The organism is Helicobacter vulpis, from assembly GCF_003660395.1.
GTDB lineage: Bacteria > Campylobacterota > Campylobacteria > Campylobacterales > Helicobacteraceae > Helicobacter > Helicobacter vulpis.
Genome location: NZ_QXQT01000006.1, coordinates 1 through 15,230 on the forward strand (window position 1 = coordinate 1; position 15,230 = coordinate 15,230).

The following is a 15,230-nucleotide window of genomic DNA, read 5'->3' on the forward strand; positions in this document are numbered from 1 at the left end:
TATTGTGTTGCTAGTAGTTTTCAAACCCTCCAATAACCCCCTAAACCCACCCTCTTGCTCTTGGGCTTGGGTGTAGAGGGTTTGGGCTTGACTCTTAAGGGGGGATGTGGTATCCTTGCCCAAGTCCATAGCAGTATCTAAGGAATCACCCGTATTTAACGGGCGTGAATCCGCCACATCGTGGTTACTGATGGACTTTTTAAACTCCTTTGCATTCTCTAGTTTCCCATGTTCTTTGTACATCGTTTTTAGGGTTAATTGGTTGTTTTTTGTACCTATCACCTCCACCACTGCCATATACCCGTTAATTTGCTTGCCGACTAAAAGATACTTGCCCTTAGGCGTGTCCTCTACCCTCATCAAATCCGCATGATTCACAATGTCGGGGTAGTTTTGGATATCTTCCAATTTGACCGCTGGTTGCCCACTACTTTCAACTAAAGGACTCCCCTCTCCATGTCTTTTTTCAATGTGCGTTAAAGCGTCCCCATCAAAGAGCATTTTAATCGGCTTATTGGGGTCAAAGCCTAGATGTTGGATAATTTGGGGGTTTGTTAAATCCCCCACCCAAACCTTATCATTCTTGCGTCTTTTAACTTCTTCTAAAAATTCTTCTGTTAAATCCTCCTTAGTGGCTTTGCGTGTGGGCGTGGTTTTGCTAATAAGTTCCCCATCACCATCGCCATTCCCTGATTTCCCCCCATCCCCTTCATCTCCCTCTTTGCCCGTATGCGCATCATTGCCCTTAGGCGGTTCTCCCCCCTTGCCTCCTCCTGCTGGAGTGGGTTCTGGTATTTCGCTCTCCTCTAACCTGCCCCCTAGTTACCCTCCCGAGCCTCCATCATCTGGAGGTAACCCCCCTCGATCTCTCTGATGAGGGCTTTGGTGGCGTTGTCAAAATCGGTGCGCTGGACTAGCTGGTGCGGAGCGGTTGCTTTTCTTCATGTGTACAGGCCGATGCTTGTGGTGTGAATTTGATGGCGGAAGTTTCTGAGCACAATAAGGACCTTGCCCACTTGATTGGCACACAAAAATTGCCGGCATCTTTAGCTCACTGCCCTATGTGGGGCTCACAGATTATCACGAATAGCACGCTTATGCCCATGAACTTTTTTCTCTAAAACACCAAGATCACTTAGAAATTGGAGCGATGCAAGCAAGGCAGAGCAAAATCGCGCAAGGAGAGCATGTCCATGGCATCGCCAGATTCTTAAAAATACCAAGAAACTTTTAAAATCGGATTATAATGTCTTCTTAGTGGCTAATGATAAATTCCATTTCTACCCGCGTATTGCTAAACTTGCGGGCATGTACATTGTCCGATGTTACAACCGGCCCGTGATGAACCGGAGCGAAAAGGACACACGGGGTTATCACGAAAGCATCTTCCATCTCAAAGACAATACCAAATGCCAATCCAATAAGAAACCAAACAACGCATAAAAAAGATCTTGGTGCATGTTTTGCACAAGAAGTTCCAAAATTATCAGCTAGAAACAAGCCATATGCCCCCATACGAGACTTTTAGGCAAAGACAGAATGGCTTTGTATAGCTTTATCCACGGTTTAAGTACAAACTTTAGCTCAAGTATATTTGAATCGGTGGCAAAGACACTAGGACGCACCCAATTTGACAGCGCAACGTTATAAAGCGAAGCGGGGGACAAAATCACCCAAGGAGCCCAGCAAGCGATCTAAGACATGATGAATCAACTGGAAACGGCGACTCTCAAACCAGACAAGCGATTTGAAACCGCTAAAATTCTTGAAATCAGACCCACAAGTGTAGATCTGCGGTTAGAAAAAATGGGATTTTGTAGGGAGAGAGGAGAATTATGTCATGCTCTTGGAGTGTTTTGAAGAAGTTGGTGTACAGATGTCAGAAGAGATCGATTTGTACTTTAAGAAATTTTTAGACTAAGACCTGCACTTTGCAAGGGAGTAAATATTAACACGGGTGTAAATTTCTAGTTCTTTAGGAATGTTGGGCGTGCCTAAATGGCTAGAGAAAATAAAGATAGTCGCGCTGTAATCCTCTTTGCTTAAGATATTGCGTGCCATGCGTTGCAAAAGGGCGACTACTTTGGGCTCTTGTTCTAGCTGTTGGTCGATGTCTTTGAGCACAATAAAGAGTTCTTGATCAAAGGGGCGATCGGAGTTGTCTTTTAAAAAGCTCTCTAGGTCTTGGGGCTTATCTGGCTTTAAGGGTCTTTTAGTGGCAAAGTCTAGCGTGCCTAAGGCGTGATCAAATTCTAGGCACTCTCTGCTTCCCCTGATTTGTGCAATCAAGCTATCTAGCGCGTCCTTATCTTGGCATGGCATGTAGAGAATAGGGGCATGGGTGTCTATGAGTTGTTGGAGTTGTTGGGCTAAATTTGTGGGGGTCATGGTGTGTCCTTAAAGGTCGAGTTCTATGTAAGATAGGGTGGTGCTTTGAGTTTCATGACTCCAATGGCAATAGCGGATTTCTGCCGCTCCCTTAAGCAGGTAAAAGCCCCCATCAGACCAAAGATCAAGCAGAATTCTCTTGTTTGCCCCTATCTTTAATTGCTAAGTTTGTTTTTAAGTCGTAAGAGTTGATTATGTAATGTTCTCCCTTATTGTTCTCGGTGTATTCTTTTCGCACACAAACCACCTTATCAAACACATGAACCTTTTTCGTAAAATGTGTAAAGGGGTCAAATCTGTTGTCGCCATCACGAATGGAAGGACAAGGGAATAGCTCATTAAAACCTACATGCATTTGGTAAGCGCAGTTAGCCCACTTGAACCCCCAAAAATGCACTAAAAAGCACATCCACAAAAGGGGTGCAATCTTTGGTTTTCTATCATAGCCATACTCGCTCATTAGATGCAATTTAGCCTCTGCATGCAACACCGCCGCAATGTTGAGTTTATCCATCTCCAACAATTTGGCGTAATCGTGGATGAGCTCCCTTAAAGCGTCCTTGCCCTCTTCTAAAGTTTGGGCGTTGAAGAGTTTGTTTTTAAGGGCGGTGTAGGACTTTAGATAATCTTTAAAGCTGGGCGTGGGCTGTGTGAGGGGGGGGGGGGGGGGGTAACTAGAGCATTTTGCGCTGTTAGAGGGACTAGGGCTTGTTGTTGCGTGGCAATGGGGATTAAGGCTTTTTGTTGTGCTTTAATTTCGGCTTGTAATGTTTCTCTCATTTCGGCTTTTGTCTTTTCTTGCTCTTTGGCGTGCTCATGGTCTTCTAAAATGGCATTAATCGTTTCTAAATCTGCCTCAATCCCAAAGACCCCACACAATGCGTTTAAAATTTCGGCATCTTGGGTTGTCTTGATCGCCTCCACACCCTCCAGCTCACTGACATAACCCTTCGACTCAATTCCCTCCACTTTGGCAAACCAGAATCAGCACTGATTCCAGCATCGGCAAAAATACTTAAATAATTTTCATTGTGGGCTTTTCTGATATTTTCTAGGGATGCTTCAATAAGGATCTGATGTTGATCGCGTGTCATTAAGCTCCCTTCCAAGTACACTTTCCATTCTAACACAATTCCCTTGATCGAGCATGTCTTCATCTTGGCAAGGTACGCAAAGAATAAAGGTATATATCCATGATCTACATAATGGCGGACTAGGAAGGTGAGCATGGAAATCCTTTATTAGGAAGAGGGGTTCGTAAATCTCGCTAGATATAGTTTCTCTTGTATCACAAAAATCAAACATATACCCCATCCTTATTGAAAACAATCCCTTTTTGAGCATGATAAAAACAATTTCGTATATCAATGACACCCTGCGTCGATTGCCATGTGTTATCTGATAACCGATCCAATAGCATGGAGTTGACATAGAAAGAATCAATATCCAGTAAAGATCGTGGATCACAGTAGGACGGTAGAAAATAATTCTAAACCGCTTACAACGGCTTTAATCTTAAACATTGTTAAGTCTAAACCAATCCAAATACTAATTTCTAAAGATAATTGTGCAGATCAGCTTTGTAAAATATACAACGCGAATGAGCGCACGCTCACCACCAAGCCCCTACACGGATAACAAGGCATGCAAGCTTGGCTTTTCTAGAACCTACCACTTTTGCTATTAGCGATCGCGATGCTATGGACGTGTTTTTTGTGTGAAATGGATGCACTGGATGTTGGGAATCTTTAGCAATATCCATAATCCCCAAACTTTGCGCTACGCACCTCTAGCTCTCGTACTAGCTTTTGCCTCTCTCACATTCCATAGCCTGGAGTTTGTGCGCCATCTCTTCTAAAAGTAATTTACTCTGAGAATCTTCAAGCATGGCCTGTTGCATTAGTTTTAAGGATTTGCTCACCGCGCTATGGTCTTTAAGCCCTAGAAATTGTGCGATGGTGATGCTAGAGTGGGGGGTGAGCTGGCGGGCTAGATAAATCACGCTCTTTTTAGCCAAACTGATCTGACGCGTGCGTGCGTTGCTCTGAATGGCGGAGGGTTTGAGATTGAGAGTAGAAGCGACCACTCTTAAAATGCGCTCTAGACTGATCTCTTGAGCGCGTTCTTTGGTAGTTTCTTGCACTATGCTTTGTGCCATTTGCAAGGTGATAGGTTGGTGACTGAGGGCAGCCCTCGCGCTGAGGCGCAAGAGAGTACCTTCAATCTGGCGGATATTCTCATTGAGATGGCTCGCTAGATAGTGTAAGACTTCTTGATGGATTTCTATCTTGTCTAGTTGGCATTTTTGCTCAATAATCGCCAGCTTTGTCTCTAGGGTGGGGGGATGCACGCTAGCAATCATACCCATTTCAAAGCGCGAGAGGAGTCGCTCGGCTAAACCTTTAATATCCTTAGGGGGCTTGTCTGAGCTCATCACAATCTGCTTGTTTTGGGCATGCAGGGCGTTAAAGGTGTGAAAAAATTCTTCTTGTACCTTTTCTTTACCGCCAAAAAATTGCACATCGTCAATCAAGAGATAATCACAAGAGCGGTATTTGTCTTGGAATTTATCCATGCTATGGCTATTGAGCCCAGACACATAATCATTGAGAAATTGCTCGGCTGTAACATAGAGCACACTTTTAAGCTGATCGCAGGCGTAATTGCCAATGGCGTTGAGCAAATGGGTTTTGCCCAAACCCACCCCCCCCACAAATAACACAGGATTATACACCCCCCTAGCGCGCGCTACTTGGGTGGCGATTTTGACCGCCATTTGGTTACACGCGCCCACGATCAAAGTTTCAAAGCAAAAGGCGGGGTTGAGGGTGGGGTTGTGTTTAGCTAGATTTAAGGGTTTAGGGGGGGTGTGTTGCTGTTGGCTTTTAGGGCGCACCTGCACCTGCACTTTATACCCCTTGTGCGCGCCGATCGTGTTTTCTAAAAGCGTGCGGTATTTCGCGCTGATATAATGGCATAACAACACATTGGGCGCGTAAAAGACAAAGAGATCGGCTTTGGAGGCGTGCGCGTCATAGTCTAAAAGTTGCATATAGGTGTTGAATTCGTATTCGCTCACGCCCAATTTGAGCGCCTCCCAAATTTGCTCGATCAAAGCCACTCTTTAAATGCGCATGGTGCGCATAGAATTGGCTAGGGCGATCAAGGTTACGCCCACATCTCCAAAGACCGCTTCCCATAAAGTGGCGATGCCAAAAAAGCCCAGCACGATGAAAAGCGCCTTGATCCCTAAGGCAAAGACAATATTTTCAATGATGATTCGCTTGGTCTTCTTGGCGATTTTAAAGACTTTGAGCACGGATTCCAAGGCGTTATTAGTGATCACAATGTCCGCACTCTCCTTGCTAATTTGGCTCGCACTCCCCATGCTCATGCTCACATCCGCACGCGCCAAAGTGGGCGCATCGTTGATCCCATCGCCCACAAACATGCTCTTATGGGGGTATTGGGCTTGAAAATCTTCAAAGGCTTTGAGCTTGTCCTCAGGCAAGAGATTGGCGTAATAGGGGCAATCAAGCGCTTTAGCCACGCGCTTGGTGCTGTACTCATTGTCCCCACTCATAATACACATGTGTTCAATGCCCGCATGCTTGAGCGCATCTAGGCATTCTTTAGCATTATCTTTGAGCGTGTCTGCCACCACAATATAGCCCACATGTTGCCCATTGGCAGCCACATGCACGATCGTGCCCTCTAAACTGCAGGTGTTGTGGGGGATATTGTATTTGTGCAACATTTTATCATTGCCCGCGATGATGAGGTGAGAGTGGCAACTAGCCTTGACTCCAAGCCCGCCGATCTCTTGATAGTCCTCAATTTCATGCTGGCATTGGCGTTTGTGAGCTTTTTGAATAGAGATGGCAATGGGGTGGGTGGAGAGAATCTGCGCACAAGAGGCGTGTTCTAGCACCTCTTCTTTAGAGAAGGGGGCGATGGGCACGACATCTACCACTTTAAATTCTCCCTTGCTCAAAGTGCCCGTCTTGTCAAAAGCGATATTTTTCACCTGACTGAGCGCCTCTAAAGTTTGCACGCTTTTTACCAAAATCCCCGCGCGGCTAGCCGCCCCCACGCCCCCAAAATACCCCAAGGGCACAGAGATCACCAACGCGCATGGGCAACTCACCATCAAGGCAAAGAGCCCGCGATAAATCCAAGTGTTAAAGTCCCCATGCCCTAGCAAGGGGGGGATAAAGGCGATGAGCAAGGCGATGCCAAAGACAGCGGGGGTGTAATAACGCGCAAAGGTGGTGATGAATTTCTCGGTTTGAGATTTCTGACTCACCGCATTAGAAACCAAATCCACAATCTTAGCCACCGAAGAATCCGCATAGGGCTTGCTCACTTGGATTTCTAGCACCCCTTTAAGATTGATACTTCCCCCTAGCACCGCGCTATGTTCCTTGACATTGACCGGCAAGGATTCGCCTGTGAGGGCTTTTTGATCTAGCAGACTCTCCCCACTGAGCACCACGCCATCCGTGGGGATCTTCTCCCCCACCTTGACCACTACGACATCGCCAATAGAGAGCGCGCTAGGCTCGACCTCTTGCATTTCCTGCCCCACCTTGCGCACCGCACGATTGGGCGCGACATCTAAGAGCGCGTGCAAAGATTGCTTAGAGCGCGCGATGGCGAGTTGTTGTAAAAACTCCCCTGCGGAGTAAAAGACCATAATAGACACGGCTTCTTCATGCGCACCCACCCCAAAGGCGGCGATGGTCGCACTGAGCATGAGCGTGTTTTCATCAAAGAATTGTTTGTTTCTAATGGCACGCAACGCGCCCAAAAAGACATCTTTGCCCGCCACCACATACACCCCAACTAAGATGGCGTAACTTAAATAAAGCGCCCAATTTTGGGTGCTAAAGTGGATGGTCGCTACGGCTATCAAGTAGAACGCGATGCTAATGAGTAGGGGTGTCGCGCTGGGTCTAGACTCGCTTTGGGCTTGCTCAGAGAGCTCCATTTCTGGCTCTAGCTGTTTGATGAGTGCTAGGGCTTTGGGCATGTCATGGGCTTTTAAATAAAGCGTGTTGGTGTTAAAGATCACGCGCGCTTCTTGGACATAGCTTTGTTTATTGAGCGCGCTTTCTAGTTTATTGGCACAATCAGGGCAATCTAGCCCCTTGAAGTGGTATTTCTGCATGGCTTAAACCTTTCTAAATTGGAGTGCCTTGAGCATGTGGGCTTTCTGGATAGTAGCACAGCTTGCTAAATCGGCAATGGTGCGCGCCACTTTCTTCATCTTGTTGATGGCGCGCTCAGAGAATCCATAGCGCAAAATTGCTTGATCCAATATTTGCGTAGCTTGGGAGTCCAAAAGGCAAAATTGTGCGATCTCTTGTTCGTTCAGCTTGCCATTCAAACGGGCTTGCCCCCTAGATTTTTGCATTTTAAAGGCTTCTAAGACCTGTTGGTGCATCTGTGCAGAATCTAGCGTGCTTTTGGCTTGCGCGTCTGTGGGACTCATTTGCACAAAGAGATCGATGCGCTCCAAAAAAGGCGCGCTCAAACGGCTTTGATAGGCGAGAATATCCCTTTCTAGACAACGGCAGACCTTAAAATTATCCATCAAATTCCCGCAAGGGCAGGGATTCATCGCCCCCACAAAGAGAAAAGAAGTCTCATAGGTGATCTTGCTAGCCACCCTAGAGATCACCAATTGATCATTTTCCATCGGCTCGCGCAAGGCTTCTAGAATATCTCTTTTGAAGTGGGGGAGTTCATCAAAGAATAAAATCCCATTGTGCGCCAATGCGATCTCCCCGGGCTTGGGGTTATTTGCCTGAGTAGAGCCTAGAATGCTGGATTTTGACGCGCTTTGGTGGGGGTTTCTAAAATTTCTCAGAGGTGTGTAGGCGCTTTCTTGATCGCTTAAAATGCGCAATTTGGTAGAAGTGATCATTTCGTCCAAAGTGCTGGGGGGCAGAATGTAGCGCATGCGCTTGGCAATCATGCTCTTCCCACAGCCCGGACTCCCTTCAAAGATCACATTGTGCATGCCACTTGCCGCGATAAGCGCGGCGTGTTTGGCGTGTTCTTGCCCCTTCACATCGCTAAAATCTAGGGCAAAATCTTGCAAGTAATAATAGGGAGTGTGATCAATTTGCAAACTCTCAAAGGGCAGTTTGGGGGCGTGCGTGTGGGGTGGTTGGGTGTCTTGGGTGATGATCTCTAGGGCTTGGTTTAGATGTTCTACAAAGTGCAGGTGTAAATTGGGGATCAGGCTCAAGAGTTCTTGTCCGGTCTGTGGTACGAGTACATGAGCGTTGGGGGCTTGCAGGGCGATGTCTAAGAGCATAGGAAAAATGGTGTCGCTATGCTTGATTTTGCCATCTAAACCCAATTCTCCAAAGGCAAACCAAGTGTGCTTGAGAGGATTTTTTTGTAAAGCGACCAAGAGCGCCATGGGCAAGTCAAAATGACTCCCGCTTTTGGGCAGATCGGAGGGGGAGAGATTGATCGTGATTTTCAGGGGCGGGAAGGCAAAGCCATTATTTTGGAGTGCGCCCTGCACGCGCTGTTTAGATTCTTGAATGGCGTTATTGGGCAACCCAGCGATCACAAAAGCAGGCAGGGCGCGCGTGAAACTCCCCTCTACTTGTACAATCTTGGCACCCGCGCCACGCATGGTCGCACAATAGAGCGTATTCACATGCACGCGCGCGCGCATCAGCCCTCACTCTTGAGGGCTTTTTTAAATTCCTTTTCAAATTTTTTACGCTTGAGCATGGAGAGCTTGTCCACGAATAAAACCCCATTGAGATGATCGATCTCATGCTGGATCGCCACACTCAAAAGTTCGCTAGCTTGCAACATTTTCGATTCCCCGTGGCGGTCTTGGTAAGCCAGAGTAAGATTAGCATGCCGTTCGATCTCTTCGTAAAACTCTGGGACGGACAAACAGCCCTCACGCCAAAGAATACTCCCCTCTGTATGCGTGATCACAGGATTGATAATCTCTAGGCAATCTTCTGGGTGTTGGGTTCCTTCCTCTCCTTGAGGTAAGTTGATGATGAGAATGCGTTTAGGAATGCCTACCTGAATGGCGGCTAAACCGATGCCCTTGCGCGCGAGCATGGTTTCATGCATGTCCTCTAAGAGTGTATGCAATGTTGAATCAAAGACATGTACTTCACTGGAGCGCGCGCGCAACTTTTTATTAGGGTATTGTAAGATTTCTAACACTGCCATTTTTAAGCCTGTTTGGAACTCTTCACCAACACCTCATCTATGAGCCCGTATTCTTTAGCATCCAACGCGCTCATGAAAAAATCGCGATCGGTGTCCTGCTCGATCTTTTCTAAAAGCTGGCCGGTGTTAGTCGCCATGATTTGATTGAGCAAATCTTTTAGGCGCAAGATCTCTTTGGTGTAGATGGCGATGTTGGCTGCTTGCCCCTGTGTGCCCCCTAGGGGTTGGTGAATCATGATACGCGAATGGGGCAGAGAAAAGCGTTTGCCCTTGGTGCCACAACTGAGTAAAAACGCCCCCATCGAAGCGGCCTGCCCGATGCAGATGGTGCAAATATCCGGATGGATGTAGTTCATGGTGTCATAAATGCTAAAGCCGCTAGTTACAGAACCTCCGGGCGAATTAATATAAAGATTAATATCCTTTTCGGGATCTTCAGCCTCTAAGAAGAGCAACTGCGCCACAATGCTAGAAGCCACCGCATCGTTGATCTCCCCACTGAGCAAGACGATGCGATCCTTGAGCAGTCTAGAGTAAATGTCGTAACTGCGCTCTCCGCGCCCGGTTTTCTCAATGACATAGGGAATATAATTCAAAATATCTCCTTAATCGTTGGCTAAATGTTTGTCAAGCAAAAAAGTGAGCACGCGATCCTCAATCATCGCCATTTTGACAGCCGGTAGCATATTGTTCTTTTGGTAGTAATCAATGAATTGTTGGGGGTTCTGGTTAGTCATCATGGCTTCGTAATAAAGTGTCTGGAAGACCTCATTATCCTGCACTTCAATTTTTTCTTGCTTGGCTAGAGCGTCTATGATGAAAGTTATCTTCACACTTTTGAGCGCATTTTCTCTAAAGCTTTCGCGTTTCTTCTGCAATTTTGAGGGGTTTTCTTGAAGGTGCTTGATCTCTTCTGCGGGCATGTTTTGCAAGGATTGGCGCAAGCAGAGATCCATCTCCTGCTCTACAATGGTGCTGGGCAAATCAAAATTAAGAGTCTCATCTAGCTTGTTGATAAGCTGTTCTTTTAGCTCTTGATTATAGAGCTTGGTTTTGGCTTCTAAAAACAATTGTTCTTTGATCTTCTCTTGAAGCAATTCCAAAGTGGGCTCTTTTTCTTGGTTGAGTACAGCCTTGACAAACGCATCGTCGATCTCAGGGATTTGTCGGATTTGGATTTTGTGGAGTTTGGCATGGAAAGAGACTTCCTTACCCGCCAAAGTGGCATTGCTGTAGTCCTTGGGGAAAGTTACAGAAAAATATTTTTCATCGCCCACTTTCATGCCCACCAACTCTTTTTCAAAACCTTCTAATAAACGCCCTTCTCCCACAATGAGGGCAAAGTTCTGCGCTTGATTGCCCTCAAAGGGTTGGTTGTCTAAAAGACCTTCAAAATCTATCACTACACCATGCCCTTTGGTTACAGCACTGCCTTCTGGCGCATCTGAAAAAGTCGATCGTTCCTTGGCTAGCAATTCCAAGCGTTCTTGGATTTGTTTTTGGCTGATCTGCGCAATGGAGAAATCAGGGATACAAGTCTCCACGCTCGAAAGATCAATGGCGGGTTTGAGCCCAATTCTAAGTTCGATCTCAAAATGCGTGTGCTCTTTGGTGAACTTAAAAACTGCCGGATTACCTATCATCTCTTGGGGGGTGAGTGCTAGGGCTTTCACCCCCGCTTGCAAGACTGAGTCTAGCAACTCCTTTTGGGATTCTTGCTCAATATGACCCTGATAACGTTGCTTGATGATCTCCAAAGGGGCCTTGCCCTTTCTAAAGCCATCTAGCTTGGTATTTTTGGCAATTTTCTGGGCAATTTTGTTGGATTTCTCTTCAAAATCCTGCATGGAGGGCTTGGCGTAGATGCGCGCGTTGGCTCCATCTAGCTTTTTGGTTTCTAAATCCATCCATAACTCCTTTGAGTTTGAGTATAATAAAGGGGCCATTCTAGCCAAATATGGGTTAATTCACAATAAAGCTTTGGGAGGATCATGTCTTCTTTAGAAGTGCTCAGAGCCCGTCTACAGCTCAGTCGCGATCTCTCGCCACGCTATGGCATGGTTTGTAAGATTTTACCTAACATGGTCTTCGTGCAAGGTTTTTTGCCCTCCGTGGGCGATGTGGTGAAAGTGGAACGCGCTGATGGCAAGGAATGTTTGGGCATGGTGGTGGTGGTGGAGCAACACCAATTTGGCTTTGCACCCTTTTCCTTTGTGGAGGGGTGCAAGGTAGGGGATCGCGTGCTCTTTGTCAAAGAAGGTTTGAGTTTCCCAGTGGGGGAGGGTTTGCTAGGGCGCGTACTCGATCCGCTGGGCAACCCCTTAGATGGGCTAGGCTTTGTGCGTGCAAACGCGTTTGCGCCCGTGATGGTAGAGCCTATGAAGCCCTTAGATCGGGGCGTGATCGATGAAATGTTTGGCGTGGGGGTTAAAAGCATCGATGCCCTGCTCACCTGTGGCAAGGGGCAGAAATTGGGTATTTTTGCAGGGAGTGGGGTGGGCAAATCCACACTGATGGGTATGGTGGTGCGCGGATCCAGCGCGCCTATCAAGGTGATCGCCCTCATTGGGGAGCGCGGGCGCGAAATCCCAGAGTTTATTCATAAAAATTTACAAGGCAATTTAGAAAACACGGTATTGGTGGTCGCCACTAGCGATGATTCGCCTCTGATGCGCAAATACGGCGCGTTCTGTGCGATGAGTGTGGCGGAGTATTTTAAAAACCAAGGGCATGATGTGTTGTTTATGATGGATTCGATCACCCGTTTTGCGATGGCACAGCGCGAGATAGGCCTAGCCATGGGCGAGCCCCCCACTAGCAAAGGCTACCCCCCTTCTGCTCTAACTCTACTCCCCCAACTAATGGAGCGTGCCGGTAAAGAGAAAAACAAGGGCAGCATTACAGCATTTTTCACCGTCTTAGTGGAGGGCGATGATCTCTCAGACCCCATTGCCGATCAGGCACGCAGTATTTTAGATGGGCATATTGTACTCAGTAGAGAGTTGACCGATCATGGCATTTACCCTCCCATCAACATTTTAAACTCTGCCTCTAGGGTGAGTAGAGAAGTGAGCGCACAAGCGCACATGCTCGCTGCGCGTAAATTCCGCAAACTTTACGCCCTGCTCAAAGAAAATGAGGTGTTGATTCGCATCGGATCTTACCAACAGGGCTTCGATTCGGATTTGGACGAGGCGATCGCTAAAAAAGCGGGCATGGAGGCCTTTATGTTCCAAGAGGAGGAAGAAATTATACAAAGTGCGGCCAGTATTTCCCAATTGATCGCACTCATGCAAGAATCTTAAGATTGTGTTAAAGGATAGCGTGGTATACGGGAATTGCCATGAGAATTCAATTCTATCTTTTTTCCAATCCCATTTTTTATTAGGAGACTTCATGGAACGTGTTTATTTAGACAATAATGCCACCACTAAAGTAGACCCTGCCGTAGAGAACCTAATGGCACCTTATTTTGGTGCTCAATATGGTAACCCCAATTCTTTACACAAATTTGGCACAGAGACCCACCCAGCAATCTTAGACGCTTTTGATAAGCTCTACGCGGGCGTGGGCGCGCGCAATGAGGACGATATTATCATCACTTCCTGCGCCACAGAAAGCAATAACTGGGTACTCAAGTCCATGTATTTTGACGCGTATCTCAAGCGGGGGAAGAATCACATCATCACTACCGAAGTGGAACACCCCGCCGTACAGGCCACTTGTGAGTTTTTAGAAAGTGTGGGGATGGAAGTTACCTACCTGCCCATTAACGCGCAGGGCACTATCAGTGCAGATCAGGTTAAAGAAGCCATCACAGACGCAACCGCCTTAGTGAGCGTGATGTGGGCTAATAACGAAACAGGTTTGATTTTCCCCATTGAGCAGATCGGAGAAGTGTGCAAGCAAAAGGGTGTGCTCTTCCACACGGACGCGGTGCAAGCCATTGGCAAAATCCCGGTCAATGTACAAAAAGCCCATGTGGATTTTCTCTCTTTTTCAGCGCATAAATTCCATGGACCCAAAGGGATCGGAGGGCTTTACATCCGCTCAGGCGTAGAACTCACCCCGCTTTTGCATGGTGGAGAGCACATGCGCGGACGGCGTAGCGGAACTTTGAATGTGCCCTATATTGTGGGCATGGGCGAGGCAATGCGCTTGGCTCAAGAGCATTTGGATTATGAAGAAAAGGTTGTAGGGGATTTGCGCAACAGACTTGAAGACGCGCTTTTGAGTATTCGAGATGTTTTTGTGATTGGGGATCGCACATATCGCGTGCCCAATACGACTTTAGTGAGTGTACGCGGGATCGAGGGCGAGGCAATGCTTTGGGATTTGAATCGCGCCAATATCGCCGCTTCTACGGGGAGCGCGTGCGCGAGCGAGGATTTAGAGGCTAATCCGGTGATGGTTGCCATTGGTGCGGATAAAGAGCTCGCTCACACTGCGATTCGCTTTTCTTTGAGCCGTTTTAACAAGGCAGAGGAAATTGACTACACGATTGAGGCGTTTGGAAAAGCGGTGAAACGCTTGCGCAATATTTCTAGCGCCTATGGGTTTTAAGGAGGTTGCATGGCAAAGAATAATTTACTCGGTGGGGCGTTGTGGGATGCCTATTCTAAAGAGGTCAGCAGACGCATGGATAACCCTACACATTTAGGGGTCATCACGCAGGAGGAGGCGCAAGCCAAAGGGGGTAAACTCATTATTGCTGACTATGGCGCAGAGGCGTGCGGGGATGCGGTGCGCCTTTATTGGCTGGTGGACCCTAAAACCGATGTGATCGTAGACGCTAAATTTAAGAGTTTTGGATGCGGGACAGCGATTGCTAGCTCGGATATGATGGTTGAGCTGTGTTTGGGCAAACGGGTACAGGACGCGGTGAAGATCACAAATTTAGATGTAGAACATAGTCTTAGGGATCATCCCGATGTACCTGCCGTACCCGGGCAAAAAATGCACTGCTCTGTGATGGCCTATGATGTGATCAAGCAGGCTGCCGGGCAGTATTTGGGCAAGAACCCGGAAGATTTTGAAAGTGAGATCATTGTGTGCGAGTGTGCGCGGGTGAGCTTGGGCACGATCAAGGAGGTGATTAAGCTCAACGATTTAAAGAGCGTGGAGGAGATCACCCAATACACCAAAGCCGGAGGCTTTTGTAAGAGCTGTGTTAAACCCGGTGGGCATGAGGCTAGGGAGCATTATTTAGTGGATATTCTCAGAGATGTGCGCACAGAAATGCAGGCTGAAGCCCTAAAAGAGAATGCGCAAAAATCCTTGAGTGGAGACCTAGCCTTTGTAGACATGACGATGGTACAAAAAGTCAAGGCCATCGATCACACCATTGACCTACACATCCGCCCCATGCTCATGATGGACGGGGGGAATTTGGAAATCTTGGACATCAAGGAGGGCGGAGGCTTTGTGGATGTCTATATCCGCTACATGGGTGCGTGCGATGGATGTGCGAGCGCAGCCACGGGGACTTTATACGCCATTGAAGGGGTGTTGCAAGAACATCTAGACGAGCATATCCGCGTTTTGCCCATTTAGAGGGGTGGAGGGGGGTTAGTTTTCAATCTGTGCTATAATGGAGCTGTCATTTTAATACGTGAAGGTTTCTC

General features: G+C 47.3%; 14 protein-coding genes and 1 pseudogene. 4 read left to right on the forward strand and 11 right to left on the reverse strand.

The genetic code is table 11. The features are described from left to right. A partial coding sequence (locus EAO38_RS02895) for a PBECR3 domain-containing polyvalent protein (protein ID WP_456237297.1) occupies positions 1-567 on the reverse strand: 567 nt, incomplete at its 3' end. Between the two features lie 972 nt (positions 568-1,539). Here EAO38_RS02895 and EAO38_RS09125 point away from each other — a divergent pair. Next, complete coding sequence (locus EAO38_RS09125; protein WP_235852488.1) at positions 1,540-1,650, forward strand: TdeIII family type II restriction endonuclease; 111 nt, start codon at positions 1,540-1,542, stop codon at positions 1,648-1,650. 267 nt (positions 1,651-1,917) lie between these two features. Here EAO38_RS09125 and EAO38_RS02905 read toward each other — a convergent pair whose 3' ends face one another. The 10 genes and pseudogenes from EAO38_RS02905 to tig form a co-directional block, all read right to left on the reverse strand. Next, positions 1,918-2,388, reverse strand: coding sequence for a hypothetical protein (locus EAO38_RS02905; RefSeq protein ID WP_121020948.1), 471 nt, complete (start codon positions 2,386-2,388; stop codon positions 1,918-1,920). 124 nt (positions 2,389-2,512) lie between these two features. Beyond that, positions 2,513-2,902: a hypothetical protein gene (locus EAO38_RS02910; protein ID WP_121020950.1), complete on the reverse strand. Its 390-nt coding sequence runs from the start codon at positions 2,900-2,902 to the stop codon at positions 2,513-2,515. A 104-nt stretch (positions 2,903-3,006) separates the two neighbouring features. After that, positions 3,007-3,312 (reverse strand): hypothetical protein, encoded by a 306-nt coding sequence (locus EAO38_RS02915; RefSeq protein WP_121020952.1) that lies wholly within the window; start codon positions 3,310-3,312, stop codon positions 3,007-3,009. 32 nt (positions 3,313-3,344) lie between these two features. Beyond that, positions 3,345-3,482 (reverse strand): annotated as a pseudogene (locus EAO38_RS09500) (SIR2 family protein); the annotation flags it as partial. A gap of 707 nt (positions 3,483-4,189) precedes the next feature. After that, positions 4,190-5,503 (reverse strand): chromosomal replication initiator protein DnaA, encoded by a 1,314-nt coding sequence (gene dnaA, locus EAO38_RS02925; protein WP_121020957.1) that lies wholly within the window; start codon positions 5,501-5,503, stop codon positions 4,190-4,192. Positions 5,504-5,512: 9 nt separating this feature from the next. Further along, positions 5,513-7,558, reverse strand: a complete 2,046-nt coding sequence (locus EAO38_RS02930; protein WP_121020959.1) for a heavy metal translocating P-type ATPase — start codon at positions 7,556-7,558, stop codon at positions 5,513-5,515. 3 nt (positions 7,559-7,561) lie between these two features. Then, positions 7,562-9,085 carry a YifB family Mg chelatase-like AAA ATPase gene (locus EAO38_RS02935; protein ID WP_121020961.1) on the reverse strand — a complete coding sequence of 508 codons (1,524 nt, stop codon included), beginning with the start codon at positions 9,083-9,085 and terminating at the stop codon, positions 7,562-7,564. Continuing rightward, complete coding sequence (gene def, locus EAO38_RS02940; protein WP_121020963.1) at positions 9,085-9,606, reverse strand: peptide deformylase; 522 nt, start codon at positions 9,604-9,606, stop codon at positions 9,085-9,087. Before def ends, EAO38_RS02935 begins: the two co-directional genes overlap by 1 nt. A gap of 2 nt (positions 9,607-9,608) precedes the next feature. Further along, complete coding sequence (gene clpP, locus EAO38_RS02945) at positions 9,609-10,205, reverse strand: ATP-dependent Clp endopeptidase proteolytic subunit ClpP (protein WP_205588335.1); 597 nt, start codon at positions 10,203-10,205, stop codon at positions 9,609-9,611. A gap of 6 nt (positions 10,206-10,211) precedes the next feature. Beyond that, positions 10,212-11,513: a trigger factor gene (gene tig / locus EAO38_RS02950; RefSeq protein ID WP_121020967.1), complete on the reverse strand. Its 1,302-nt coding sequence runs from the start codon at positions 11,511-11,513 to the stop codon at positions 10,212-10,214. An 84-nt stretch (positions 11,514-11,597) separates the two neighbouring features. Between tig and fliI the strand changes: the two genes are divergently transcribed. From fliI to EAO38_RS02965, 3 genes are all read left to right on the forward strand, one after another. Continuing rightward, positions 11,598-12,911, forward strand: coding sequence for a flagellar protein export ATPase FliI (gene fliI, locus EAO38_RS02955; RefSeq protein WP_121020969.1), 1,314 nt, complete (start codon positions 11,598-11,600; stop codon positions 12,909-12,911). A gap of 91 nt (positions 12,912-13,002) precedes the next feature. Then, a complete protein-coding gene (locus EAO38_RS02960; protein WP_121020971.1) occupies positions 13,003-14,169 on the forward strand; it encodes a NifS family cysteine desulfurase in 1,167 nt (388 codons plus the stop codon). 9 nt (positions 14,170-14,178) lie between these two features. Next, on the forward strand, positions 14,179-15,159 hold the full coding sequence (locus EAO38_RS02965; protein WP_121020973.1) for an iron-sulfur cluster assembly scaffold protein: 981 nt from the start codon (positions 14,179-14,181) through the stop codon (positions 15,157-15,159). Positions 15,160-15,230 lie beyond the last annotated feature (71 nt).

Excerpts from the sequence above, each read along its gene's own strand:
- EAO38_RS09125 (WP_235852488.1), top strand. The coding sequence starts at position 1,540 with ATGGCTTTGTATAGCTTTATCCACGGTTTAAGTACAAACTTTAGCTCA.
- tig (WP_121020967.1), bottom strand. The coding sequence starts at position 11,513 with ATGGATTTAGAAACCAAAAAGCTAGATGGAGCCAACGCGCGCATCTAC.
- EAO38_RS02910 (WP_121020950.1), bottom strand. The coding sequence starts at position 2,902 with ATGGATAAACTCAACATTGCGGCGGTGTTGCATGCAGAGGCTAAATTG.
- EAO38_RS02965 (WP_121020973.1), top strand. The coding sequence starts at position 14,179 with ATGGCAAAGAATAATTTACTCGGTGGGGCGTTGTGGGATGCCTATTCT.
- EAO38_RS02935 (WP_121020961.1), bottom strand. The coding sequence starts at position 9,085 with ATGCGCGCGCGCGTGCATGTGAATACGCTCTATTGTGCGACCATGCGT.
- def (WP_121020963.1), bottom strand. The coding sequence starts at position 9,606 with ATGGCAGTGTTAGAAATCTTACAATACCCTAATAAAAAGTTGCGCGCG.
- fliI (WP_121020969.1), top strand. The coding sequence starts at position 11,598 with ATGTCTTCTTTAGAAGTGCTCAGAGCCCGTCTACAGCTCAGTCGCGAT.
- EAO38_RS02905 (WP_121020948.1), bottom strand. The coding sequence starts at position 2,388 with ATGACCCCCACAAATTTAGCCCAACAACTCCAACAACTCATAGACACC.
- EAO38_RS02960 (WP_121020971.1), top strand. The coding sequence starts at position 13,003 with ATGGAACGTGTTTATTTAGACAATAATGCCACCACTAAAGTAGACCCT.
- EAO38_RS02930 (WP_121020959.1), bottom strand. The coding sequence starts at position 7,558 with ATGCAGAAATACCACTTCAAGGGGCTAGATTGCCCTGATTGTGCCAAT.